The organism is Nostoc sp., assembly GCF_036919675.1.
Taxonomy (GTDB): domain Bacteria; phylum Cyanobacteriota; class Cyanobacteriia; order Cyanobacteriales; family Nostocaceae; genus Nostoc.
Genome location: NZ_JBALCP010000082.1, coordinates 1 through 24,111 on the forward strand (window position 1 = coordinate 1; position 24,111 = coordinate 24,111).

Annotated in this window: 21 protein-coding genes and 1 pseudogene; 19 read left to right on the forward strand and 3 right to left on the reverse strand. The window is 42.1% G+C overall.

Annotated elements, in window-relative coordinates; translation table 11 throughout:
- Positions 1 to 219 (forward strand): hypothetical protein (locus V7K49_RS18050; RefSeq protein ID WP_335206701.1); only part of this gene is annotated, 219 nt, incomplete at its 5' end.
- Here V7K49_RS18050 and V7K49_RS18055 read toward each other — a convergent pair.
- A complete protein-coding gene (locus V7K49_RS18055) occupies positions 216 to 2,633 on the reverse strand; it encodes a sucrose synthase (protein WP_335206703.1) in 2,418 nt (805 codons plus the stop codon). The genes V7K49_RS18050 and V7K49_RS18055 overlap by 4 nt on opposite strands.
- 811 nt (positions 2,634 to 3,444) lie before the next feature.
- On the opposite strand from V7K49_RS18055, the gene V7K49_RS18060 reads away from it, so the two are divergent.
- A complete protein-coding gene (locus V7K49_RS18060) occupies positions 3,445 to 4,677 on the forward strand; it encodes a cysteine desulfurase-like protein (RefSeq protein WP_334874707.1) in 1,233 nt (410 codons plus the stop codon).
- A gap of 134 nt (positions 4,678 to 4,811) precedes the next feature.
- Here the strand turns inward: V7K49_RS18060 and V7K49_RS18065 are convergent, their stop codons facing one another.
- Both V7K49_RS18065 and V7K49_RS18070 read right to left on the reverse strand, forming a co-directional pair.
- Positions 4,812 to 6,068: a molybdopterin molybdotransferase MoeA gene (locus V7K49_RS18065; RefSeq protein ID WP_335206705.1), complete on the reverse strand. Its 1,257-nt coding sequence runs from the start codon at positions 6,066 to 6,068 to the stop codon at positions 4,812 to 4,814.
- Positions 6,069 to 6,511: 443 nt separating this feature from the next.
- A complete protein-coding gene (locus tag V7K49_RS18070) occupies positions 6,512 to 7,129 on the reverse strand; it encodes a PEP-CTERM sorting domain-containing protein (protein WP_335206706.1) in 618 nt (205 codons plus the stop codon).
- A gap of 352 nt (positions 7,130 to 7,481) precedes the next feature.
- Here V7K49_RS18070 and V7K49_RS18075 point away from each other — a divergent pair, with 352 nt between their 5' ends.
- The 17 genes and pseudogenes from V7K49_RS18075 (at position 7,482) to V7K49_RS18155 (ending at position 23,718) form a co-directional block, all read left to right on the forward strand.
- The gene (locus V7K49_RS18075; protein WP_334874713.1) at positions 7,482 to 8,039 is read left to right on the forward strand and encodes an RDD family protein; all 558 of its coding nucleotides are present in this window, start codon (positions 7,482 to 7,484) and stop codon (positions 8,037 to 8,039) included.
- A 43-nt stretch (positions 8,040 to 8,082) separates the two neighbouring features.
- Positions 8,083 to 8,277 carry a 50S ribosomal protein L33 gene (gene rpmG / locus V7K49_RS18080; protein ID WP_162397071.1) on the forward strand — a complete coding sequence of 65 codons (195 nt, stop codon included), beginning with the start codon at positions 8,083 to 8,085 and terminating at the stop codon, positions 8,275 to 8,277.
- Positions 8,278 to 8,279: 2 nt separating this feature from the next.
- Positions 8,280 to 8,495 carry a 30S ribosomal protein S18 gene (gene rpsR / locus V7K49_RS18085; protein WP_012411240.1) on the forward strand — a complete coding sequence of 72 codons (216 nt, stop codon included), beginning with the start codon at positions 8,280 to 8,282 and terminating at the stop codon, positions 8,493 to 8,495.
- A 235-nt stretch (positions 8,496 to 8,730) separates the two neighbouring features.
- On the forward strand, positions 8,731 to 10,776 hold the full coding sequence (locus V7K49_RS18090; protein ID WP_334874715.1) for a ribonuclease catalytic domain-containing protein: 2,046 nt from the start codon (positions 8,731 to 8,733) through the stop codon (positions 10,774 to 10,776).
- A gap of 59 nt (positions 10,777 to 10,835) precedes the next feature.
- A pseudogene (locus tag V7K49_RS18095) lies at positions 10,836 to 10,994 on the forward strand (2-isopropylmalate synthase); the annotation flags it as partial.
- Positions 10,995 to 11,055: 61 nt separating this feature from the next.
- A complete protein-coding gene (gene rpmI, locus V7K49_RS18100; RefSeq protein ID WP_334874723.1) occupies positions 11,056 to 11,253 on the forward strand; it encodes a 50S ribosomal protein L35 in 198 nt (65 codons plus the stop codon).
- Positions 11,254 to 11,272: 19 nt separating this feature from the next.
- Positions 11,273 to 11,629 (forward strand): 50S ribosomal protein L20, encoded by a 357-nt coding sequence (gene rplT, locus V7K49_RS18105; RefSeq protein WP_069069781.1) that lies wholly within the window; start codon positions 11,273 to 11,275, stop codon positions 11,627 to 11,629.
- A gap of 12 nt (positions 11,630 to 11,641) precedes the next feature.
- Positions 11,642 to 12,457, forward strand: coding sequence for a transporter substrate-binding domain-containing protein (locus V7K49_RS18110; RefSeq protein ID WP_335206708.1), 816 nt, complete (start codon positions 11,642 to 11,644; stop codon positions 12,455 to 12,457).
- 133 nt (positions 12,458 to 12,590) lie between these two features.
- The gene (locus V7K49_RS18115) at positions 12,591 to 13,115 is read left to right on the forward strand and encodes a tetratricopeptide repeat protein (RefSeq protein WP_335206710.1); all 525 of its coding nucleotides are present in this window, start codon (positions 12,591 to 12,593) and stop codon (positions 13,113 to 13,115) included.
- 230 nt (positions 13,116 to 13,345) lie between these two features.
- Complete coding sequence (locus V7K49_RS18120; RefSeq protein ID WP_335206711.1) at positions 13,346 to 15,328, forward strand: primary-amine oxidase; 1,983 nt, start codon at positions 13,346 to 13,348, stop codon at positions 15,326 to 15,328.
- A gap of 119 nt (positions 15,329 to 15,447) precedes the next feature.
- Positions 15,448 to 16,017 carry a peptidylprolyl isomerase gene (locus V7K49_RS18125; protein ID WP_334874731.1) on the forward strand — a complete coding sequence of 190 codons (570 nt, stop codon included), beginning with the start codon at positions 15,448 to 15,450 and terminating at the stop codon, positions 16,015 to 16,017.
- Between the two features lie 485 nt (positions 16,018 to 16,502).
- Entirely contained in the window at positions 16,503 to 18,029 is a 1,527-nt protein-coding gene (bchB, locus tag V7K49_RS18130; protein ID WP_335206712.1) for a ferredoxin:protochlorophyllide reductase (ATP-dependent) subunit B, read from the forward strand.
- Between the two features lie 219 nt (positions 18,030 to 18,248).
- Positions 18,249 to 18,650: a hypothetical protein gene (locus tag V7K49_RS18135; RefSeq protein ID WP_335206713.1), complete on the forward strand. Its 402-nt coding sequence runs from the start codon at positions 18,249 to 18,251 to the stop codon at positions 18,648 to 18,650.
- Positions 18,651 to 18,883: 233 nt separating this feature from the next.
- On the forward strand, positions 18,884 to 19,240 hold the full coding sequence (locus tag V7K49_RS18140; RefSeq protein ID WP_335206714.1) for a hypothetical protein: 357 nt from the start codon (positions 18,884 to 18,886) through the stop codon (positions 19,238 to 19,240).
- A 45-nt stretch (positions 19,241 to 19,285) separates the two neighbouring features.
- Entirely contained in the window at positions 19,286 to 19,636 is a 351-nt protein-coding gene (locus V7K49_RS18145; RefSeq protein WP_335206716.1) for a hypothetical protein, read from the forward strand.
- Between the two features lie 249 nt (positions 19,637 to 19,885).
- Complete coding sequence (locus V7K49_RS18150) at positions 19,886 to 20,245, forward strand: hypothetical protein (protein WP_335206718.1); 360 nt, start codon at positions 19,886 to 19,888, stop codon at positions 20,243 to 20,245.
- A 344-nt stretch (positions 20,246 to 20,589) separates the two neighbouring features.
- Positions 20,590 to 23,718, forward strand: coding sequence for a plasmid replication protein, CyRepA1 family (locus V7K49_RS18155; RefSeq protein WP_335206719.1), 3,129 nt, complete (start codon positions 20,590 to 20,592; stop codon positions 23,716 to 23,718).
- Positions 23,719 to 24,111: the final 393 nt, after the last annotated feature.

Consider the following 24,111-nt stretch of genomic DNA (forward strand, 5'->3'; position numbering starts at 1 on the left):
GATGAACGAGTATCAAAGGTGGATGAACGGAGTTCCGAGGTGGATGAACGAGTATCAAAGGTGGATGAACGGAGTTCCGAGGTGGATGAACGAGTATCAAAGGTGGATGAACGGAGTTCCGAGGTGGATGAACGAGTCTTTGAGAGAGATGAATCAGTCTCTAATTCTCCTTGTCCCCTTGTCTTTTTGTCCTCTCATCCCCTACTCCCCATTCCCTAAGCACCGTGCCCCATGTGCTTTTCCAAAATCTTTTCGGCTCTAGGTTTATAAATGAGATGAAATAAGGCTTCCATATAGCGATCTCTGGCTTCGTTATTTTCTGGAGCAACAAAGTTCCAGAAACTAAACATTTTAGCTAACAATAGTAATTGATTGCTATGTAAACGCCAATTATATCTATTATGAATTCGCTGACTCATCCGTTCTGAGACTTCGTGCCAATGTTCAGGATGAGTATCGCATTGCTCAACGAAGTCTAAAATTTTCTTTGCTGTTCCTTCTAAATCTGTAGGATTAACATTAAATCCATTCTCTTGGTTCTCGATAATTTCTAAAGAGCCACCAAATTGAGTGGCGAAAGTTGGCAAGCCGGAAATCATCGCTTCCAAAATGCTCCGCCCGAAGGATTCAAAGAGAGCAAAATGGACATAAATTCCCTGAGAGTCTGCAACTACCCGGTAAGCTTCGCCGAGGTCGCAAGTCGGGATACGCATCCCTATCCAGCGAATATTACCATAGAGATGATATTGATCAATGATGTCGTGAAGTTTTTGAATTTCTTCTGCTTCTTCTGGGTTTGTAGCTTCATGCGGATGCAGTTTACCACTTAAGAGGATCAGGTTACAATGCTTTTGCAACGCCTGACTTTGACCAAAGCATTCAACTAACCCAGTGAGATTTTTGATTGAAGTGACGGAAGCAGCAGCAAAAATTGGTCGCTTATCAGGGTTCTCTAAGTGACCTAATATTTGGGGATCTTCGCGGATAAAGAGTAAGTCGTGAATTTGGGTGCCAAGGTTAATATCTCGGTCTTCTTTTTGGCTATAGGGAAAGAAAATATTCTCATTTACTCCCGGCGGTACCAAGTTGAATTTAGGACTAAACAAATCAATCCCATCAACCACATGATACAACTGCGGCATTGTAAACCACTTGTACGACTCGTATTGACCTATGGTGTCGGGTGTGCCGACAATTTCTTGGTAGGACGATGTGATGATGAAGTCAGCTGCATTCATGCTGATTAAATCGGCGGTGAATTGGGCCGAGAAGTGATATTGGTCTTCTAAATCTTGCCAATATAAATTACTAAATAGATATTTAGGTTTGTCCAAAGAATGGGCAATGTTGCACTGGGTAACTTTCATCCGGCGAGATAAAAGAAAGGCTACTAAGTTCCCATCGCTGTAGTTACCAACAATCAGATTAGGTTTGCCTTTGAATTGAGCTAGTAATTCTTTTTCTGCATCTAGAGCAAATGTTTCTAAATAGGGCCAAATCTCAAATTTAGAAATCCAATTGTTAGTGATTTCTGGATTGAATTCACCAAAAGGAACGCGCAATATCCAAGCATTTTCAGTATCTTGGACTTTTTCTAAGCGCAGGTTGCAAAATGTCTCTTCACAGTTAGGGATTAACCGGGTAAGAATAATCACATGTGGCTTAATGCCCAGCAGGTCCAGTCCAGCGAGTTTGATTTCTTCACGCAGTTTGTTTTCTAAGCTGCGAGCTTGTTCGAGGACGTAGACAACTTGACCGAGTGTTTCATCTCTTCCTAAAACATCTTCCTGTCCAACCCAGCCGTGGATGGAAATGAGGACGACGCGAAAGACGGCGGGGACACGGGCGACAAATGTTTCTAAGATGCCAGGTTCTGGAGAGAAAATGAGTCGGTCGAGCAGTTCTAAGGTTTGGGAGACTCGCACCGCAGTGTTACCCCAACCAGGCTCAAAGCCGAGTTTTTGGAGGTCAAAGCGGAATTTTTCATAGGGTTCATTAGGTTCAAGCTCACTCAGGAATTTGAGCGCTTGCTTAATTTGTTTGGCTAGCTGAATACCAGATGAAATGCGATTGTTCAACAGTAGGCGAATACCATCGTATTCCAGCCGATGTAAAGCTTGAAATAATATTTCTAACCAATGTTCGGGGTCAGTCAACAATTGACTGCACAGGTAACGGTTGAGGAAAGCAAAACCTTGACCAATATTTCTGGGGTCGTCGATTCTTGGGGAACCCTCGTAAAAGGGGTGGAGGTCAATTTCGAGAATGTGGTGTTGGTAGCGGTTGACTAAGCGATCTCTTACATCTAGCAGCGCTTGGGGTGTCATCTGCTCAAAACTATCAAAATCGGCTGTCAGTTGCCAAACTTGCTGGTTAGCAATCTTGGACCGAACCACGAACCAGGTACTTTCCTCTTCGAGAATTATTTCGTGGGTGTACTGGATCAGTTTGCCAACAGAAGAAGAGTAGTAAAAATAGGCTGGCTTTTGGGATTGATCACAGTAATCAGCAAAGAGGAGCAAAATCTCATTTCTTAGGAAGTAACGCTTACCTGAAGCATTCAACGTATAAATTAACTGATGTAGAGCAGTTTTTTCATCACTGTTGAAGACAGCTTGAACGAGTTCATGCATGATGACGAATTCCAGAACTTTAGCTAGGTCACGACCTCATTTTTATCTCCAGTATTGTGAGGCACATTTCCGTCTGTAATGGTATATAACCGTGAAAACCCCTCGCATCTAGCTCTGGGATGAAATGCTGCGAAGACTTCAAATTTATAGGATTAGGGAGTGGGGAGGTAGGAGGTTTAGTGTAATAGACCTCTTGCATAAATCAAAAATAAGAACCCCACCCCGCCAAAGCTACGCTTTGTCTCCCCTCCGCTTGGTACTACCGTGTATACACAAGTCTGAAATAAGTTTACTCAGCTGGTTTTTCGCGTCAGTTTTACCCCACCCTAACCCTCCCCTTAGAAAGGGGAGGGAACTAGATTCCTGTTTCCCCCCAATCTTCGGGGGGATTAAGGGGGGTAATTTGACTTGTGTATAACACGGTAGCCCCTTGGTAAGGGGAGGGGTTAGGGATGGGGTGTTAGGGACTTTTGCAAGAGGTCTAATTTGTCCAGCGATCGCTAACTCATGATTAATCTTTCTAACAATTATAGGACTTACGCAAAAAACCTCTCAAACTCTCATTCCTCCGTGTACTCTGTGTCTCTGTGGTTCGTTCTTCCATGACCCGTGCATAAGTCCTGGATTAATAACATGATTTAAGCTAGACAAATTAATTGAGTTCCCAAGTATACCCCCTCTAGAGAGATTATTGCAGAGCAAAAAGGCTGGCAAAACAAACTGTAAACACCAAAAGAGAATGTAGATGCTCTCTGGGCGACTCGCCAAAAGGTAGGCTAGGGTAAATAACATTCTCTAAAAAACTTATACTATGCTCCTGAATCTTGATAAAGTTCGCCAATATTTTCCTGCCCTAGCTGGTGAATGGACTTTTTTTGATAATGCTGGCGGCTCACAAACCCTAAAAAAAGTAGTAGATAGGATTAGCGAATTTCTCTTGAGTTCTGATGTCCAGTTGGGAGCTTCTTATGCGGTTTCTGAACTTGCAGGAGAACGATTAGCTCTAGCAACGAAGGGAATGGCTACTTTGATTAACGCCAATTCTTTTAAAGAAGTGGTCATGGGCCCATCTACTACAATGATGTTGAAAGTTCTCTCAATTTCTCTGGGTCAAACTTTCACCCCTGGTGATGAAATTATTGTTACTAATTGTGACCATGAGTCCAATATTGGTGCTTGGGTTGCTCTTGAAAAACAAGGAATGAAGGTTAAAGTGTGGCAAATTCGCCCAGACACCTTAGAACTTCATTTAGCAGATTTAGAACTCTTGATGAACCAGCGCACCAAACTAGTAGCCTTGACTCATGCTTCTAATGTTTTGGGAACCATCAACCCGATCAAAGAAATTGCTGCATTTGTCCACGATCGCAACGCGATGATTTGTGTAGATGGTGTAGCTTATGCACCCCACAGATTAGTTGATGTCCAAGATTTAGATGTTGATTTCTATACTTTGAGTTCTTATAAAGTCTATGGGCCACATCATGCCTTACTTTATGGGAAAGAAGAACATTTATTAAGATTGCCTAGTCTTAACCATTATTTTATTGAACAGACAGATATACCTTATAAATTTCAGTTAGGAAATGTCAATTTTGAATTAAGTTATGGAATGTTAGGTTTATGTGATTATCTAAGTGAGTTAGCACAACTGCACTACGGCAATCAAACTGCACCTGATTTGAGAAATCAAATGGTGCAAGCGTTTGATTTAATTAGCATCCATGAAGAAAAGATTAGCGATCGCCTCCTAAATTACCTCAACAGTAAGTCTAATGTGCGAGTGATTGGTCAATCAAAAGCTGATCGCCGATTCCGTGTACCAACTATATCTTTTGTAGTAGATGGAATGAATAGCTCAATCATTCCGGCAAAAATTGACCAACATTACATTGGAATTCGCTACGGGGACTTTTATGCTAAACGGCTGATTGAATACTTGGGGTTAGCATCGCAAGGTGGAATAGTCCGGGTAAGTATGGTGCATTACAACACCCTTGAGGAAGTTAACAGCTTGATTGAGGCTTTTGAGCAGATATTTTAACTACAGCAGATTTAAAGTAGGTGAAGTACAAAAATACCCCACCTGCGCTGTCGCGCACCCTCCCCTTGGCAAGGAGAGGGTTGGGGAGGGGTGTACTTAATTTACTTGCAAAGTGCTGTATTATTTTGACCTACTTACCCGTTAACAAGCTGCAAAACTTGCACCTCTTCTTGTGGAGAAATTAATGTTTTACCCATTGGCAGAACAGCTAAAGCATTGGTTTGAGCTAAATTAATTAAATTGCCGGAACTATTACTACCACCAGCTTTGTGAAATTCGTAAACCCCATCAATTAAATGCAATTTACCCCAAAGGTAAGTTTCACGCTTACCATCCGATCGCAACTCGTCATGCGATCGCACTTTCAAAAATACTGGTTCCCAACCTTCAGTAATTCCCGAAAGTTTCTTGATTGCTGGTAGCACAAACCGCCAAAAAGTTGCTAAAACAGAACCAGGGTTTCCTGGTAAACCAAAATAGAGGGCTGAGACGCGATTAATCGCGTCTCTACTGGGGAAAGTCGCGACAGTAAGGGGTTTCCCTGGCCTCATTTCCACAGCCTGAATGTGGATTTTTGCTTCTAGTGAGTCTAGAATTTTGTCCACATAATCATAATCTCCCACTGAGACACCACCAGAAGAGAGAACTATATCAGCGATCGCAATGGCGTGGGCAATGACTTTTTCAAGAGCAACTGGATCATCCTTCACAATACCTAAAATTAACGGTTCTGCCCCACTCTCCTTTACCAAAGCTGCCAGCGTATACTGATTAGAATCCACAATTTGCCCTGGTTGCAGCTGTTTCTCAACTGTCATCAGCTCATCACCAGTCGAAAAAATTGCCACCCGCGGACGGCGGTAAACACTTAATTGCGGACATTGTGCTGCTGCCAATACGGCAATTTCTGGGGCATTTAACTTAATTCCTGCTGGTAGTAGTTGTGTTCCAGCTTGATAAAAAGATGCTTTGTATCTGACAAATTCTTGGGGTTTTGGTGCAGCCAGGATAAATACGCGGTTTTCTTCCCGCCGTGTATTCTCTTGCATGACTACAGTATCCGCACCTGCTGGGATCACCGCACCTGTGAAAATCCGCGCGGCTTGCCCTAGTTGAATCGTAGACTTGGGCTGATACCCAGCCGGAATATTTTCAACAATTTCTAAAACGGCTGGTTGTTCGGCGTTAGAGTGCTGTACATCTTGATAGCGAACTGCGTAGCCATCCATTGCCGAATTATCCCAATGGGGAAAATCTAGCGGACTGGTGACAGGTGTTGCCAAAATCCGACTATCGGCTGCCAATAAATCGACAACTTCTGTATCTCGTTGATGATCCAACGGTTGGACTAAATTTAAAATAATTGCTTGTGCATCGCTGACTGGTAGCATAGCGATCGCCTCCGACTTTTTACCTTAATCTCTGTAAAGTAACATTAATCAATTTTAGATTTTAGTCGCACCTTTGGTGCGCTGGAAGCGCAACTTGGATTTTGGATTGAAGGATTCAAAATTAAAATCTGGTTTCACAGCCACCGTTATTTCAACTATGGAAAAATCTAAAATTCCTTTCCGAGCAATCCTACCTTTAGCTATGGGATTAATCTAAAATCCCAAATCCCAAATTGATTGACTTTTCACTTTATGTGGAAAATTCAGAAGTTTACCTACCTTTAAGACAAGGGGCAAAATCCCCAAATCTTGTTAAGGGACTTCCAGTTAAAAAAAACATCCCATCGTAGGGGCGCAAGGCCTTGCGCCCCTACAAATGTACAAATAATTTTGGATAATTTATTTTTTGTCAGTCCCTAATTGTGATAATAGCTGGATTTACGTCAAGCTGTGCTAGCTTTTTTATGCTTGAGGGTAAATCCTAAACTACACACTGCTAGTAAACCTACAATTATGCTTCCTTCGGGGACTTTGGATACCTGAACTGAATTGTTACTTAAATTTAGTATTTGCTCTTTGCCTGCTGCATCTCTCTTGATCAAATGAAATTCTTTAGCTAGAACCTGATCACTAAAGTTTTCATCTATGAGTGCGAGATTATTATTAAGCCATGTGTCACCAGGAAGGCTATTATCCTTGCCAACATCAAAGGGACCAATTTGCTGGGTAGTGCTATCAAAGTTGAATCTCAAATACTTGTAGTTAGATACACCACTAACCACTGGAGTGAAACTATTTATGAGAGTACTCAATGGATCAAAGAAGGAAATTGAGAGAGACTGCAAGTTCTTCGTCGCCCCTAAACCTGCTTCAGAAATGACGCTTGGAGCAGTTGTTGTATCATAGTTAAATGAACCTTTAGCTGAATAACCGGTGTCTCCTTTCCAGTTAAAGTTGAACTCAGCAGCATCAGCTAGGTCGTTAGTGGTTATGGCGATCGCTAATACTAAACTAGTAGTCGTCACTATCCTAAAAGCTGTTTTAGTAAACAGATGTTTCATGGATACAACTTCCAAATTAATTAAAATTAAGTTTCTACAACAATACAATATTTCCCAAAAACAGAATTAAAGCTTAAGTCATTCTGGGATTAGCAGTACGCTCCTACTGTATCTTGCATCCATGACGCGTAGCGGCTATTCTCCGAGAACGCCAAAGGCGAATCGGCAGGGGATGAGAACCCCTATAGCTGCTTAATCCTATTCTTGAGTCGTGCAGTTGGCAGTTTCATAAATATTATGCTGGCTGGTTTTTGTTCGTTTACAACGCAGCAAGTAGCCAAGTCATCATCTTAATATAAAAAACAGGAGCAATCATTATTCCCCAACCCCTAAATAAAAATACCTATTTTGTATGACAATCGAACGAGTTCCCCAAAAACACTATCCCAAGGCTGGTATTGGGCGGCGAGGTATGGCATTGGGACTTGATTTCCTTGGTGTCTGGTTAGTCAGTTCGCTACTGGGAGGCAGCGATATCGGGATTCAATTTGTTGAAATCTTAGTTTTCGTAATACTTTGGCTAGTTTTGCGGGTGCTACTGGTATACAACAATCAAGGGCAAAGTTTAGGGCGTTGGGCGTTCGATTTAAAGGTGTTGTCAGTCGAAGATGGGCAAGTGATGGGCAGAATTCCAGATTTGCTCTCACTGCTGAAGCGAGAGGCAATCATCGGCTTGGGTGCCCTTTTAGTGTCAATTGCCCTGAGCAATATTAGAGCCAATCCCACTGCTATACTGCTAGTACTTCCCTTAGCAATTGATTGTGGGACTGCCTTCTATGATGCCCAAATGCGGCAGGCTTTACACGATCGCTACTGCGGAACTTTCATAGTTTCGTCGCGTCGTGGCTACTCGCTCGATATAAAAGTCAAAAGATTAGTTGAAAATATGCGGCGGAATGTGAGAAGATAGTCATTTGTGTTAATTCTCTTCAGGCTTCACTGTTTGTAAGATTATGGCTAAGAGTAAAGGTGCCCGCATAATTGTGACACTAGAGTGTACCGAGTGTCGGACAAATTTAGATAAGCGTTCTGCTGGTGTTTCACGTTATACCAGTACCAAGAATCGCCGCAACACTACAAATCGGCTAGAACTGAAAAAGTTCTGCACCCACTGCAATAAACATACCGTTCACAAGGAAATTAAATAGAGATGAGTTATTTCCGTCGTCGTCTTTCTCCGATCAAGCCAGGAGAACCAATCGATTATAAAGATGTTGATTTATTGCGTAAGTTTGTCACAGAGCGGGGTAAAATACTGCCACGTCGGATAACTGGGCTGACATCTCAGCAACAGCGAGAGTTGACATTAGCAATTAAACGTTCGCGGATTGTGGCTTTGTTGCCATTTATCAACGCGGAAGGCTAGAGCAATTTTGGATTTTAGATTTTGGGTTATAAAGAGAAGCTGTATTTAAATAAACATTTGGCTTTATCTTTACTAAGACCAAAATCTCAAATCTGAAGAAGAGAGTGTAAAATGAATTGCTGCATCAAAAATGGTTGGATTTAGGATTTAATACCAGTTATGAAATCCAAAATCCAAGTTGCGCTTCCAGCGCACCTGTGCGACTAAAATCTAAAATTATTAGAGTGCGAGAGTTGTGGAGAAGGGGACGCTAGTTGAATTTAGGGTTCAAGGCGATCGCCGTCTGGGCATCGTAGAACGTCCAGACGGTAAAACCCGCTGGTTTGTGGTAGACGAACGTGGTCAATCCCACAGCCTCGCGCCTAAACAAATAACCTATACAGTTACCAAAGAGACTTACAAGCCGTCTGAGATTGCCAGCTTTTTGGAGCAGATCAAGCCTTATTTAGATCCATCTAGCTTAGAAGTGGCTTGGGAATTACTGGTTGAAGATGGGGAAACAGTCACCCCAGACCAAATGGCGAATCTGCTATTTTCAGAATCAGCCGCGCCTCTTTGTTACGCCGCCTATTGCTTGTTATCAGACGACAAACTTTATTTCAAGCAAAAAGGAGACGCTTACGAACCGCGAACTGCTGCTCAGGTGGCAGAACGCAAGCACCAGCTGGAAGTAGAGGCACTAAAAGCTAAGGGACAGCAGGAATTTTTAACTCGTATAGAGCAGGCGCTCAAAGGTGAAGTGGTAGAGTGGGGCCGCCACGATCGCCAACGCTTAGAAGGACTAGAAAAATACGCAGCGCTGATAGCTGACACCGTGCGGACGGGGGTTAATTATGACTCCTTGGCTCGTGCTTATCCGCCCAGCGCTCCAGTATTAGAAACTATGACCATGCTGGGACGGCCCACAACACCCCAAGGAGCCTTTCAACTGTTGGTGGATTTGGGTTGCTGGAGTCCTTATGAAAACTTGTTCCTGCGTCGTTCTTCAATTCCAATTCAATTTCCTCATAAGGTATTAGAAGTGGCGCAACAGCGTTTGGATTTCCCGCCGATTGACTCAGATACAAACCGTTTGGATCTGACTCACCTGAAGGTCTACACCATTGATGATGAAACTACCACAGAGATCGACGATGGTCTAAGTTGGGAAGTACTCGCTGATGGACGGGAACGCCTATGGGTGCATATCGCCGATCCCACGAGATGGTTAGTGCCGGAAGATGAATTAGATTTGGAAGCCAGAAAGCGGGGTAGTACAGTCTATTTACCTACGGGGATGATTCCCATGTTCCCAGAGGTATTGGCAACTGGGCCAATGAGTCTGATCCAGGGAAAAGTTTGTTGCGCCCTCAGTTTTGGGATTGTTTTAGGTACAACTGGAGTAGTAGAAGATTACAGCATTCATACCAGTTCGATTAAGCCGACTTATCGCCTCACCTACGAAGATGTAGATGAAATGCTGCAATTAAGGGTACAAGCAGAACCGGAAATTGCCGCGATCGCTACTTGGGCACAGCGGCGCAAAGCTTGGCGTTACGCCCAAGGGGCAATTAGCATCACTATGCCGGAAGCGACGATCAAAGTCAAAGGTGACGAGATCAACATTGACATTTTGGACGATTCCCCGTCGCGGCAACTGGTAGCAGAAATGATGATTCTTGCCGGTGAAGTTGCGGCTCGTTATGGTAAAGCTCATAACATACCTTTGCCCTTTCGCGGTCAGCCGCAACCGGAATTACCTCCAGATGAGGAATTGCTCCTACTTCCGGCTGGATTCGTTCGCGCCTGCGCCATGCGTCGTTGTATGCCCAAGAGTGAAATGAGCATCACGCCTTTGCGTCATGCTGGTTTAGGTTTGGATACCTACACCCAAGCAACCTCTCCCATCCGCCGCTACAGTGACTTGCTCACCCACTTTCAATTGAAAGCTCATTTGCGTGGTGAAGTTTTACCATTTTCCGCAGAACAACTAAAAGAAGTAATGATGACTGTTGCCAGTATCACCCAAGAAGTGACGATGGTGGAACGGCAAACTAATAGATATTATGCTCTAGAGTATTTACGCCGTCATCCAGAGGAAACTTGGGATGTGACAGTATTGATGTGGCTGCGGGAAGACAGCAACTTGGCACTAATTTTGCTAGAAGATTTGGGCTTGCAGTTGCCAATGACTTTCAAACGTTCTGTGAACTTGGGCGAACAGATATTAGTGAAAGTTAGCCACGCCGATCCGCAAAAAGATATGATCCAGTTTCAAGAAATAATTTATCAAGAAGCCTAAACAGCAGCGAATTATTTTAACCTTGCTCCAACCCCTGTCGGTTAGCATGTGGTGCTAACACTATTAGTATTCCTGATAGCTTAGGTTTGGCATCGCCAGAAGATTTTTCGCAACTTCTGCAAATGATTTTTAATCGAGTAGCAAATATTGATCAAACTGTTGTTTCAGTACACTGTCATGATGATTTGGGTATGGCGGTAGTTAAATCGTTTACTTAATTTCCATTCGAGCAATTTTTATAGTATATAATAATGGATCGTGTCGAATTAAAGCTAGACCATGCCTAAACTCAAGACTCGTAAAGCCGCAGCGAAGCGATTTCGTGCCACCGGCACCGGCAAAATTGTCCGTCGGAAAGCTGGCAAAAGCCACCTTTTAGAGCACAAATCTTCAGACAAAAAGCGTAGCATGTCCAAGACCGGACTTGTACATGAACGCGATGAACTCAACGTGCGCTTGATGCTCCCATATTTGTAAGTCCTTCAGGAAATAAGTTATGACACGGGTAAAACGCGGTAATGTAGCTCGGAAGCGCCGCAATAAAATTCTCAAACTAGCTAAAGGTTTTCGCGGTTCCCACTCAACTCTGTTTAGAACTGCCAACCAACAAGTGATGAAGGCACTAAGGAGTGCCTACCGCGATCGCAAAAAGAAAAAGCGCGATTTTCGTCGCCTCTGGATCACCCGCATCAACGCTGCTTCAAGGCAACACGGCTTGAGCTACAGCCAGTTGATCGGTAACTTGAAAAAAGCTGATATCCAACTAAATCGCAAGATGTTGGCGCAATTGGCAGTCCTCGATCCAGCTAGCTTCGGCAAAGTTGCTGAACTAGCAAATCAAGCTAAAGGATAAAGGTGGTAACGGATGTACAACGGATGTAACAGATGGCAAGTAATTACTCGGTTACATCTGGTATTATCCGCCACTATTTTTTGGATATCTTGCTTTTCCATAGTGGGGACAGGCTTAACTGCATCTGCCGCCGAAATGCCAGAAATTCAGCAGCGGGGCTATTTAACTGTTGCAGTTAAAGATAACTTGCGTCCCTTGGGATTTAAAGATACCAGTGGCAATTTGCAAGGCTTAGAAATTGACTTGGCACAGCGCTTGACAAGTGATTTGGTTGGGAAAGCAAAGGCTGTCAAATTGAAACCTGTAGCGAATCGCGATCGCCTGTCTGTAGTCTTAGACAAGAAAGTTGATTTTGCGATCGCTAGGGTAACAGCAACTGAATCTCGTAGCCGCATAGTTAGTTTCAGTGTTCCCTACTATTTGGATGGCACTGTATTAGTTACAAAAGATGCCTCTGTCCAGCAATTGAGTGATTTGGCAAAACAAAAAATTGCCGTACTGAATAACTCCAGCACGATCGCTAAAGTGCGGTACTATGTGCCAAATGGCGAGTTAGTAGGAGCGAATTCCTATGAGGAAGCGCGAGAGAAAATAGAAAGTAATGCCGCCGTAGCCTTTGCCGCAGATGCTAGCGTTCTGAGCGGTTGGGTGCAACAATATCCCCAATATCGGCTACTACCAACTAAGCTATCAACTGAACCCTTGTCTGTAGTCATGCCCAAGGGATTGCAGTACGATGAGTTAAGACGAAATGTGAATCAAGCGATCGCTCGTTACTTAGAAGAAGGTTGGCTCCAGCAACGCTCTCAATATTGGGGTTTACCTTAAGAGACGCGATTAATCGCGTCTGTACAGGAGTTAGGAGTAGAGACACGATTAATCGCGTCTGCCTCATCTCCCTCATGCCCAATAGGCTAATAATAGATTACAGAAGCAACTTTTAATATTTGTATTTGCAGCAATGGATAACAGTCTAGCCGTTGTTTATCTCTCAATTTTGGTGGTTCTACTCACAATTGCAGCCGTGGGTGTTTTTCGCCAGATTTTCAAAACTCGCAAGATTGAAGGCTCCTTTGGAAAATTGCGAAAGAAGTTAGAGAAAGAAAAGGGTACGACTCAAGAATATTATGAGTTAGCCAGTATTTATTCAGACAAAAAAATGTATTCCCAAGCGATCGCGCTGTTTCAAAAAGCTCTGAAAGCTGCCCCAGAAGAGGGAGAAGAAAATATTGCCCCCATCTACAATGGGCTGGGTTATGTTTATTTTATCCAAGAGCAATATGACTTAGCAATTCGTCAGTATAAAGAAGCCCTTAAATCTAAACCAGACTACGTAACAGGGTTGAATAATCTCGGTCATGCTTACGAGAAAAAAAAATTAACTGCTCAGGCGTTACAAACTTACGAAGAAGCACTAAAATTTGCTCCAAATAACTCTATTGCTAAACGCCGTGCTGAATCTTTACGCCGTTTGGTTTCTGCGTAAATTAAGACCTAACAAGAACAGCCCCTTCCTTACTAGCGTTGGGGAGTAAGATTCAAAGGAGAGAGGAATAGAAGTGAAGTCAGTGTGTATTGTATACAAACGAAAAACGCTATAGTCTTCAGTCCCCCCAACTATTAGCAAATTAATTTAGCTTTAGCTTCTTAATTTATCGGGTTTTAAGCTTCGGCTTAGAAATAGATAACTATACGTCTTTTGTAAGAATGTAAAAGATGATTAAGCGGCTAAGGCGTTTTTTGTGGCTAGCTATTCCCATCATTGTCGTCATTTCTCTCTCACTTGGATTAATGGGGAAATTAATGGCTCAACAGCCTTCGATTTCCCATCCTCTCACTTCGCTAACAGAGGCAGAAATTAGTACAGCTGTTTCGGTGATCAAAAGAGAAAAAACTTTGAGCGAAATGGCAGCTTTTCCACTTATTGCTTTACAAGAACCAGATAAAGAAGAAGTTCTGAAATTTACACCTGGTAAAGTCTTCCAGCGAAAAGCTTTTTTGGTAATCTATGAGCGATCGCAAAACAAAACCTTTGAGGGAATTGTTGATCTGACAAGCCAAACCTTAAGTTCTTGGAAAGAAATACCGTCTGTCCAACCTGCGATCGTCAATTCAGAATATGAACTAGCAACTCAAGTAGTCAAAGCCGATCCCCGATGGCAAAAAGCGATGCGAAGGCGGGGAATTACCGATTTCGATCAAGTCAAAATCAGTTCATGGGACCCAGGAATCCTGAGTCAACAGGAAGAAGCAACAGGTAATCGTCTTTGTCGGAGCTTATCTTACTACAAAGGTAAAGGCTGGAACTATTACGGTAGTCCGATTGAAGGAGTCGTAGCAACTGTCAATTTGAACACAGGTAAAATCGCCAGTTTTGTTGATAGAGGAAATGTCCCTTTCTCTAAGGAAAACTGGAACTATGATGTAAAGTCCTTGGGCAAATTACTTTCACCACTTAAAGCATTAAATATTCTGCAACCAAATGGTGTAAGTTTCCAAAGCAAAGACAATGAAATTAGCTGGCAAGGTTGGAAGTTTCGCTATTTAATGCATCCTCGGAATGGATTAATGCTATACCAAGTGACGCACAAGGACGGGGAAAATATCCGACCAGTTTTATACCGCGCTAGTCTATCGGAGATGGTAGTACCTTATGGCGATCCTGAGCCTACTTGGTCATTTAGGAATGCCTTTGATGTTGGAGAATATAACCTTGGTTTGCTAGCAAATACGATGGAGTTAAGTAAGGAAATTCCCGAAAACGGCCTGTTGCTAAATGCTGTATTTGCTAATGAGCAGGGAGAACCTTATGTAATGCCAGGGGTTATCGGTATCTACGAGCGCGATAACGGAATGCTTTGGAAGCACTATGAGTATAATACTCAGCGCAATGATGTCCGTCGCAGTCGAGAATTAGTGATGACAATGACTGCGGCGATTGACAACTATGATTACAGCATCAATTGGATCTTTCACCAGGATGGGACTTTGGAAGTCCAAAATGAATTAACGGGTATCGTCCTGGCGCAGGGAACGGCTTCTGAAAAGCAATCTGAAGGTAATTCCGATGGTCAGCTAATCACTAAGAATATTTTCGGAGTAAATCACCAGCACTTTTTCAACTACCGCTTAGATTTAGATGTAGATGGTCAAGCTAATTCTGTGATGGAAATGAACGTGAAAGCTTTGCCGATGGATGAGAAAAATCCATTAGGAAATGCGATCGCACTTGTAGAAACCCCATTAACAAATGAAACGGCTGCTGTGCGCGATTTGGATATGAAAAACAGCCGGGAATGGATGATTGTTAGTGCAGATAAGAAAAATCCGCTAGGGGCTGCACCTGGATATATGCTGATGCCTGGTGCAAACTCCATGTTTTTCCCAGTAGAAGGCTCGAAAATCCGTCAACGGGCAGAATTTGCGACTCACCACGTCTGGGTAACAAAATATAAATCTGCTGAACTTTATGCTGGTGGCGATTATCCCAACCAAACTCAACCAGGACAGGGTTTACCAAAATATATTGCTGACGATGAATCTTTGATGGGTAAAGATATCGTGCTGTGGTACACAATGGGCGTAACTCATATTCCGCGATCGGAAGATTGGCCTGTGATGCCTGTCCACCGAGTTGGCTTTAAGCTAGTCCCTAGAGGATTTTTTAGCCGGAATCCAGCAATAAATTTGCCTGAGTAAAATATTCGTTTGCTCAAGTTTCCTTCCTTCAGTTTTTTTGTCATGTCTAAAGGGAGCAACTTGAATGCTGATAAACTTATATAGGTCAAATACTGGCACTTGTTAAAGTAGGATATCTGATGAACTTTCCAGAAATTAATATTCCCGGTAATGGCAAGCTGCACGCTCGTTTAATTACTTCCTTGGGTGAAATCGTAGTTCGTTTGGAAGAAGAGCGAACCCCCAACACCGTCAAAAATTTTGTTGGTCTAGCAACCGGAACAATCGACTGGAAAGACCCTAAAACTGGTGAATCTGGTAAGGGAACTCCAGCCTACGATGGGGTTCGCTTTCACCGGGTCATCCCTGATTTTATGATTCAGTGTGGCGATCCTCTGAGTCGTTATCTAGATACCGCCAACCGCTGGGGTACTGGTGGCCCGGGATATCAATTTGAGGATGAGTTTAATCCTGAATTGAGACACACTGGTGCAGGTATCCTGTCGATGGCGAATGCCGGACGCGGTACAAATGGTTCGCAATGGTTCATTACAGAAGCACCAACGCCTCACCTTGATAACAAACACAGTGTTTTTGGTGAAGTTGTCCAAGGTCTAGATATAGTCAGCAAGATCGCCAAAGTGCCTACGACTAGAGATCGCCCCAATCAAGAGGTAGTGTTACAAAAAGTAGAAATTTTTCGGCAGTAATTAACACCTCTCTAGGTTAATTTTTACTCCCTCGAATGAACAAATTGCGCTAGTGTTATTCTCCCCTTTTTTCCTGGTTTAAGGAGGGTTAGGGAGAATCTTGATACAACCTGATTCTTTACAAAGATCCTCTGAGAGGATCTTTGTATTTTTGGAGAAGTTGTACATAAATTTTCTAAATTTATTGGTGATGCTTAACACACCGCCCCAAATTGAAAATAAATTTGCCGAAAAATTAAGATTTATTTTAAAAAATCAACAGTAATGTTGTTAAAGTTCAGAAGCTAGATTCCAATCAGGTACGAGGTTTGGGCGATGCCTACGCTGGACAAGCCTACGCACTTCAGACAAAATCCTTACAAGTCTTCACTTCATCAGGGCTACAAGTTTTGAGACAATCAGAAACGATTTAATAATAATCAAGCACTTATAGTCCACTCTTATCGGACTCCGTGTTATTTCTGTTGAAAAGGGAGAACACAAACATGAAATTGGCTTACTGGATGTATGCTGGGCCAGCCCACATCGGCACTCTGCGAATCGCTAGCTCTTTTAAAAATGTTCATGCGATCATGCACGCCCCCATTGGCGATGACTACTTTAATGTCATGCGCTCCATGCTATCGCGGGAGAGGGATTTCACTCCAGTGACAACCAGTGTGGTTGACCGCAACGTTTTGGCGCGTGGTTCCCAAGAGAAGGTAGTAGATAACATCATCCGTAAGGATGCCGAGGAACACCCGGATTTGATTGTGTTAACTCCCACCTGTACTTCCAGCATTTTGCAAGAAGACCTGCACAACTTTGTTGAACGGGCGCAGTTGGAAGCGAAAGGAGACGTAATGCTGGCGGATGTGAACCACTACCGCTACAACGAACTGCAAGCCGCCGATCGCACTCTCGATCAAATCGTCCAATACTACATTGAAAAAGCCCGGAAACGGGGCGAATTGGCAGAGGGCAAAACTGCAAAGCCCTCAGTTAACATTATCGGTACTACTACCCTTGGTTTCCACAATAATCACGACTGCACCGAACTCAAACGGTTGATGGCTGACTTGGGAATTGAGATAAATACCTTAATTCCCGAAGGTGCTTCGGTAAATGACTTGAAGAAAATGCCCAAAGCCTGGTTTAACCTGGTGCCTTACCGTGAACTTGGTTTGACCACAGCTCGTTACCTGGAAGAACAATTTGGCACACCTTATATAGACATTACTCCAATGGGTGTAGTGGAAACTGCCCGTTGTATTCGCAAGATTCAGCAGGTAATTAACGCTCAAGGTGCAGAAGTTGACTACGAAAACTTCATCAATGAGCAAACCCTGTATGTCTCTCAGGCTGCTTGGTTCTCCCGTTCTATTGACTGTCAAAACTTGACTGGCAAAAAAGCTGTGGTCTTTGGTGACAACACCCACGCCGCCGCCATCACCAAGATTCTGGCGCGAGAAATGGGGATTCATGTTGTTTGGGCTGGAACCTACTGCAAATATGATGCAGACTGGTTCCGCGAAGAGGTTAGCGAGTATTGCGATGAAGTGTTAATCTCCGAAGATCATGGTGCAATTGGGGATGCGATCGCTCGTGTCGAACCCTCTGCTATTTTCGGCACCCAAATGGAACGCCACGTTGGTAAGCGCTTGGATATTCCCTGCGGCGTAATTGCTGCACCAATTCATGTCCAAAACTTCCCCATTGGTTACAAACCATTTATGGGTTACGAAGGCACGAATCAGATTACAGATTTGATCTATAATTCCTTCACTTTGGGAATGGAAGATCATCTGTTAGAAATCTTCGGTGGTCACGATACCAAAGAAGTTATTACTAGGGGAATTTCTGCTGATTCTGACCTCAACTGGACAAAAGATGGTCAAGCAGAATTGAACAAAATTCCTGGATTTGTTCGCGGTAAAGTGAAGCGTAATACTGAAAAATTTGCCCGCGATCGCGGTTTCAAAGAAATCAACGCTGAGGTATTATACGCCGCGAAGGAAGCAGTGGGGGCTTAGGTTCGCGGTTTCAAAGAAGTTAACGCTGAGGTTTTGTACGCTGCCAAGGAGGCTGTAGGCGCGTAGATTTGAAGGTTGATTGAGAAGATTAAGGGGTAAGGATTTATTGAGGATCTTTACCCCTCAATTTTATTAACTAAAAGGCTTGATAAGCAGCTTGAATCTGAGATATTATTAAATTTATTATATAAATTATTATTTAAAATAACCAAATTAAATATGAATCAAGACACAGCGGGATTACTTGCGGCGCTCCTTGATGCTGGCGTTAAACACAGTCCTGAGAAAATTGTGCGGATTGCCAAACAAACTGATGGCAAAATCATATTTTTAGAAGAGGGAAATGCGGAAGCAGGACTGCAACATATATTGGAAGAACATTCTTTAGAGTTTGCAGATCAGGGAATCGAGCCAAACCAGATACCAGATGCAATTATCACCGCAGTGACCCAAGGTAAAATAATTGGTTATCAAGGAAGAAAAAAAACTCGCACTATTTATGAAGTTAATTTTAATGGCAAAACCCAATACATCTGTGTGACTGTAAGCGATAATGAATATATAGTGGGCGCTAATCCCAGAACTTCCTCTATAAATCTAATGCAGCACCAAGAAATTTAATTGCGATCGCGGTTTCAAAGAAATCAACGCTGAGGTTCTTTACGCCGCGAAGGAAGCAGTCGGGGCTTAGGTTAGCGGTTAATCGAGAAGATTGAGGGGTGAGGAGTTATGTATACTCTTTACCCCCATTTTTTTTTACTTTAGTGATAAAAATTAAATTATGAGATATCATAGATTTAATATTAATTTTTATATATTTCTTTCAATAACTATTTAAAATAACTAAATTAAATATGAACGATGACAAAGCGGCATTGTTTGCGGCACTGTGTCAGGCTGGTATTAAGCACAGTCCAGAAAAGGTTGTGCGGATTGCCAAGCAAGCTGATGGCAAAATCGTATTTTTAGAAGAGGGCAAAGCTGGTAAAAGAGGTAGCGGATTATCACACATTTTAAAGGAACATCAAGATGATTTTGCCAGACGCGGAATTTCCGAAAATGAAATCCCTGATGCTGTTATGGCTGCTGTGACAAGAGGAAAGTTTCTGGGTTATCAAGGAACAATAGAAGCTCACCGGGAAATCTATGAAGTAATTTTTAATGGACAAACACAATATATAGCAGTGACGATAAGCATAATGGTTATATAGTCGGAGCTAATCCCGCCTCGTTACCATAATTCCACCTGAATAGCTATGGCAGTAAAGATAAAACTAATGGCTGATTATGGGTGCGCTCCTTTATGGTGGGCAGATACTGATAAAGTTGGTAATATCGATCCAGCAAGACTGCCCCTCAGTCAAGAAACCATTAGCCATCTTAAAAAATGGGCATCTGCTTACAATGCAACATTAAATTGGCAAGATCCTGCTAACTCACCAGATTTGAGTGAAGAAGCTGAAGCGGCTTTTGAAGAAGAAGGAATTAGTCTGTGGAAGCAACTACAAACAGAACTTGCACCTAATTATCAAGTTGTTTATTTCAGCGAACCATTAGGCAAGGTTTTAACTCATCCTAGTGAATTAGAAGTTTTACGTCCTATTTAGCAATGATTTCACCTGACAGAAGATAAATTTAGTGCAGCACCAAGAAATTTAATCGCGATTGCGGTTTCCAGGAAATCAATCCTGAGGTGCTATAAGCCGCCAAGGAAGTCGTCGGGGTGTAGTTTCGGGGTTAATCGAGAAGATTTAGGGGTGAGGAGTCATGTATGCTCTTTACCCTCATGTTTTTTTTAATTATGAAATATGAGAAAGCTTCAATTGAACTAACGAAAATTTACCAAAGCAATAAGTATGAGTTACTCAGAACTATTAGAGATTTTTAAGTCATCTCTCATTCTAACTAATCAAATTTTTAATTTTTTGAATACAACTTATGAAAAATTAGATGATAAAAATAAACTAAGGCATCATATTTTATATAGAATGAAGTCTACTGGTACAACTATTTTGCACATCTTAAGTCAAAATATCGACAACCCAAATTTTGTTGATTTTTCATCAGCGGCAATTTTAACAAGAAGCATAATTGAGTCTTATAAAACGTTTTATTATTTAACATCTGAAGCTGGTATTGATGAAACTGAATTTAAATTTAGATATCTCATATTTCAATCATATGATATTTTTGAAAGGCAAGATATGATTAACTGAAATAGCACATAGCTACAAGCGACTGTGCGTCTACTATTCCTGACAAAAGCTTATCTTGGGATATGTTACCATATAGCGATGCCTGCGGCAACCCCTGGAGCGATCGCATTCCTTAACGCAGAAATTTACTGATAAATAAAAATTAATTGCGAACAAATATCACAATACAAAATTATTACTTTGGGGATCTAATAGGCAGAATAACCTACTAGAGGCTTAACCGATGTGTCTCCCATAACGAAGTAAAAAAAGCATCATAAAAGCCTCGCAATATCTCTTATAGAAAAAAAGCAGATGCATGTTAATGTTTTAATCTCATTGACTTTCCCTTCACACCTTTCCTTATGCATCTGCACTATTTACACCCTCAACACCTTGAAGAACTAGTCAAGAGTAGTGGTATAGACTTACACTTAGTGCAACTCAATTTTAGGTCACTCCAAGACGTAACTGCTTATGAGTACCTATTGATTTCTGAGCTACTCCCCCGCACCAATACCGGAATGGTGAAGAGTGGATGGTTGCAGCGTTATGCTCATATCACTGAAGGTGGTTGGTGGTGTTCGGGGTTAGACCCTTTGAATAATTGGCAAATGATGGAATGGGGATGCTTTAAGCCAAACCAACCCCGACAGAATCACAATGGTAAGTCCATCAAATACGAACATCCCCCCAGCACTCCAACGCGGGTGTTTTGTTTGCGGGTGACGCTGCAAGTGTGGCAGCAAGTCGCTGGACGTTATAATCTGGTCATGCCTGACAATATCACCATTACTGCTGATGGTGAAGTTAGAGGCTTTTGGCAATGGGTGATGCAAGAGAACATTCCCCTGATTCTCTGCGAGGGTGTGAAGAAAGCAGCCACACTGTTGACGCAAGGATATGCAGCTATTGCCATTCCCGGAATTAGCAGTGGTTATCGGGTTGTCAAAGATGAATTTGGTAAAGTTACCCGTCGTCAGCTGATTCCCGACTTAGCAGCGTTTGCAATTACAAAGCGTACCTTTTATATTTGCTTTGATTTTGAAACTCAACCTAAAAAAATTGCTGCTGTAAATAATGCTATTTCTCAGCTTGGTTGTTTATTCCAGCAAAAAAATTGCCCTGTTAAAGTCATTGAACTTCCAGGAATGGAAAAAGGGGTTGATGAGTTTATCGTTGCTAAAGGTGCAGGTAGTTTCGATAAAGTTTATCGTCAAAGTGTTGATTTAGAAATTTATCTTGCTCAAACCAAACCCCACACCGAGTTAAGCATTCCTGCTACACTCACTTTCAACCGCCCTTATATAAGTGAAATACCTTTCCCCACTTCTGGATTAGTAGGAGTCAAATCTGGCAAAGGAACAGGTAAAACTACAGCACTGCAAGCTGTTGTTCAGCAAGCAAAAAGTAGAAATCAACCCGTTTTATTAATTACTCACAGAATTCTACTAGGACGATTTTTGTGTGAAAAAATTGGGATTCAATGGGGAATAGATAAAAATTCCAAATTTCTAACTCCTAACTCCTGTACAGACGCGATTAATCGCGTCTCTCCTCCTCTGAAATCTTTTGGATTGTGTGTTGATTCCATTTGGAAACTTAACCCTGAAAATTGGCGGGGAGCAATAGTAATTTTGGATGAAGTAGAGCAATCTTTGTGGCATCTATTAAATAGTAATACTTGTAAACACAAGCGTGTAAAAATATTAAAATTATTCCAGCAATTAATTTCTACAGTTTTAACAACTGGAGGGTTAGTAATTGCCCAAGATGCTGATTTATCAGATGTGTCACTTGAATATTTACAGGGATTGGCAGGAATTAAATTAACACCTTGGGTAGTTCTCAACCAGTGGAAACCTCAGCATGGTTGGGACGTGACTTTTTATGATTCGCCCAACCCAACACCGCTAATTCACCAACTGGAATTGGATTTACTTGCTGGACGTAAATGTTACGTTACTACCGATAGTCGGGCTGGGCGTTACAGTTGTGAAACAATTGAACGTTATCTGAAAGAGCGGTTACAAAAATTACGACGGCAATTTCCCAAAACTCTTGTAGTTAGTAGCCACACTACAAACACACCTGGCCACGCAGCGGTTGATTTTATTGCAGCTATCAATCAAAAAATCTCTGAATATGACGGCGTTTTTGTTACGCCTAGCCTTGGTACGGGAATTAGTATTGATGTCCAACATTTCGACCGAGTTTATGGCATTTTTCAAGGGGTAATTCCTGACTCAGAAGCAAGACAAGCATTAGCGAGAGTGCGGGATGATGTTCCGCGTATTGTCTGGTGCGCTAAACGAGGTATTGGCTTAATTGGTAGTGGTAGTACAAATTATCGCTTGCTATCTGATTGGTATCAGGAAAATCAAAAAGAAAATTTAGCTTTGCTTAGTCCATTACATAAAATAGATGTGGATTTACCTTTAGTTCATGACCCGATTCATTTGCGAACTTGGGCTAAGTTATCTGCAAGGGTAAATGCTTCTATCCGCCTCTACCGTCAATCGATGCAAGACGGTTTGATTGCTGATGGGCATCAAATTCAGATGCGGAGTAATGCTGTTCACAATAATATTATTCGAGATTTACGCCTGGCCTTTTTGGCAACTGATGCTGATGATTCAGCTACTCGCAGAAGATTAATTTTAGAAATTGTCAAAGTTCAAAAAGATTGGGCGCAAAGCCGTCAAAAAGCTAAAGAAATTAAACGCAAAATTCAAGATATTAAGCAGCAAAATCAACTATCGCTAGCAACTGCTGTAGCTAATGCTCAAAATATCGATTATGTAGAATATGAGCAGCTATTAGTGAAGCATTCCCTAACTGATAAAGAACGCAACCAAATTAACAAATATGTTCTCAGGCAAAAATATGAGATAGAAGTTACTCCTTGCCTAAAGTTGCAGGATGACCACGGATATTATCCTCAACTGTTAATTCACTATTATTTAACTCACGAAAGCGAGTATTTTCATGTTAGAGATGAGCAAGAATGGCATCAGCAATTATCTTGGGGTGAAGGGAAAGTTTTCCTACCAGATTTAAAAACTTATACGCTCAAAGTTGAGGCGATGAGAGCCTTGGGAATGCTTCAGTTTCTTGAAGCAGAACGAGAATTTACCGAGAGTAATCCAGATTTGATATTACTTAAAAATGTTGTTTTTCAGCATAGTAAGCATATTAAAAGAGCGCTTGGTATTAACTTAGTTGGAGAGAAAGAGCAGGTTTCGGCAATAAAAATACTCAGCCGACTGTTAAATTTGTTGGGTTTGAAACTGAAGCGGGTAAATGAGGTTTATCAAATCGACCTGGAAACGCTTTATGATGGCAGAGAGAAAATATTTGCAGTTTGGCATCAACGGGATAAGTTGATGTTGGCTCATGTTAAGAGGGTTGGCTATGAGTTGCCTGATTATTCTTCAGACTGGAAGCTTGAAATTATTCAAACCAAGCCGTATGCCGCAGTGGTCAACAAATAATTACGAATTGTGAATATCCTGTAGCCTAATATATACTTAATATCTAGTAGTGATGCTGTCATACTTCTAAAATGCAGCATTTAAATCATTTCAAATAATACAGCACTTACGATGCCTGCGGCGGGCTACGGCTACGCACCTACAAAATGTGGGATTTACAGCAGCTTTCATTTCTTTGAACCACATAAATTGTAGGCACAGCATTGCTCATGCGTGTCAACTTAAGCTGAAAGCCAGTAAGCGAAAAAGCTTTTAGAGATTGTCTCGTTCCCAGTTTCTGACTGGGAATGCCTAATGTGAGGCTCCGCCTCAAGACTTGCGGCACCGCAATGAAAGAGCATTTCCAGCCAGAGGCTCTTAAGAGGTTTCAAAAGAGTTTTAGCTTAAGTTGAC

Bases quoted from the DNA above. Each gene is read 5' to 3' on its own strand.
- V7K49_RS18055 (WP_335206703.1), bottom strand. From the start codon at position 2,633: ATGCATGAACTCGTTCAAGCTGTCTTCAACAGTGATGAAAAAACTGCT.
- V7K49_RS18060 (WP_334874707.1), top strand. From the start codon at position 3,445: ATGCTCCTGAATCTTGATAAAGTTCGCCAATATTTTCCTGCCCTAGCT.
- V7K49_RS18065 (WP_335206705.1), bottom strand. From the start codon at position 6,068: ATGCTACCAGTCAGCGATGCACAAGCAATTATTTTAAATTTAGTCCAA.
- V7K49_RS18070 (WP_335206706.1), bottom strand. From the start codon at position 7,129: ATGAAACATCTGTTTACTAAAACAGCTTTTAGGATAGTGACGACTACT.
- V7K49_RS18075 (WP_334874713.1), top strand. From the start codon at position 7,482: ATGACAATCGAACGAGTTCCCCAAAAACACTATCCCAAGGCTGGTATT.
- rpmG (WP_162397071.1), top strand. From the start codon at position 8,083: ATGGCTAAGAGTAAAGGTGCCCGCATAATTGTGACACTAGAGTGTACC.
- rpsR (WP_012411240.1), top strand. From the start codon at position 8,280: ATGAGTTATTTCCGTCGTCGTCTTTCTCCGATCAAGCCAGGAGAACCA.
- rpmI (WP_334874723.1), top strand. From the start codon at position 11,056: ATGCCTAAACTCAAGACTCGTAAAGCCGCAGCGAAGCGATTTCGTGCC.
- rplT (WP_069069781.1), top strand. From the start codon at position 11,273: ATGACACGGGTAAAACGCGGTAATGTAGCTCGGAAGCGCCGCAATAAA.
- V7K49_RS18110 (WP_335206708.1), top strand. From the start codon at position 11,642: ATGTACAACGGATGTAACAGATGGCAAGTAATTACTCGGTTACATCTG.
- V7K49_RS18115 (WP_335206710.1), top strand. From the start codon at position 12,591: ATGGATAACAGTCTAGCCGTTGTTTATCTCTCAATTTTGGTGGTTCTA.
- V7K49_RS18120 (WP_335206711.1), top strand. From the start codon at position 13,346: ATGATTAAGCGGCTAAGGCGTTTTTTGTGGCTAGCTATTCCCATCATT.
- V7K49_RS18125 (WP_334874731.1), top strand. From the start codon at position 15,448: ATGAACTTTCCAGAAATTAATATTCCCGGTAATGGCAAGCTGCACGCT.
- bchB (WP_335206712.1), top strand. From the start codon at position 16,503: ATGAAATTGGCTTACTGGATGTATGCTGGGCCAGCCCACATCGGCACT.
- V7K49_RS18135 (WP_335206713.1), top strand. From the start codon at position 18,249: ATGAATCAAGACACAGCGGGATTACTTGCGGCGCTCCTTGATGCTGGC.
- V7K49_RS18140 (WP_335206714.1), top strand. From the start codon at position 18,884: ATGAACGATGACAAAGCGGCATTGTTTGCGGCACTGTGTCAGGCTGGT.
- V7K49_RS18145 (WP_335206716.1), top strand. From the start codon at position 19,286: ATGGCAGTAAAGATAAAACTAATGGCTGATTATGGGTGCGCTCCTTTA.
- V7K49_RS18150 (WP_335206718.1), top strand. From the start codon at position 19,886: ATGAGTTACTCAGAACTATTAGAGATTTTTAAGTCATCTCTCATTCTA.
- V7K49_RS18155 (WP_335206719.1), top strand. From the start codon at position 20,590: ATGCATCTGCACTATTTACACCCTCAACACCTTGAAGAACTAGTCAAG.